The sequence below is a fragment of the Paenibacillus sp. 01T422 genome, from assembly GCF_056398785.1.
On record NZ_JBFTQB010001699.1, the window covers coordinates 1 to 402 of the forward strand.

Annotated in this window: 1 protein-coding gene; it reads left to right on the forward strand. The window is 42.8% G+C overall.

Annotated elements, in window-relative coordinates; genetic code table 11:
* Positions 1-92: 92 nt before the first annotated feature.
* Positions 93-402 (forward strand): MBL fold metallo-hydrolase (locus AC1DUA_RS40830; protein ID WP_477505040.1); only part of this gene is annotated, 310 nt, incomplete at its 3' end.

Here is a 402-nt window from a genome sequence, read left to right on the forward strand (position 1 = left end):
ATATGGTGAAGGTAACGGGTACCACGCAGTTATCGTGAAGGAACTTCGTGATTTAATCGAGTCGTTCTAAGTGAATGCTAAGGTGAGGGCATATGATTAACATAGATACATTTGTTTTAGGACCGGTTAGCACCAATGCGTATTTATTATCAGATCCGGAGACGAAAAAGGGTATTATTATAGATCCTGGGATGAACCCAAAGTCACTGATCAAAAAGATTGCTGACCTAGAGATTGAAGCGATTCTTCTGACGCATGCGCATTTCGATCATATTGGCGGTGTTGACGAAATTCGCAAGCTTAAGAAATGTCCCGTTTATATTCATGATCTGGAAGCCGATTGGCTGACGAATCCGAAGAAAAACGGTTCAACCCGTTGGCCTGAGTTGGGCGTCCTTATTG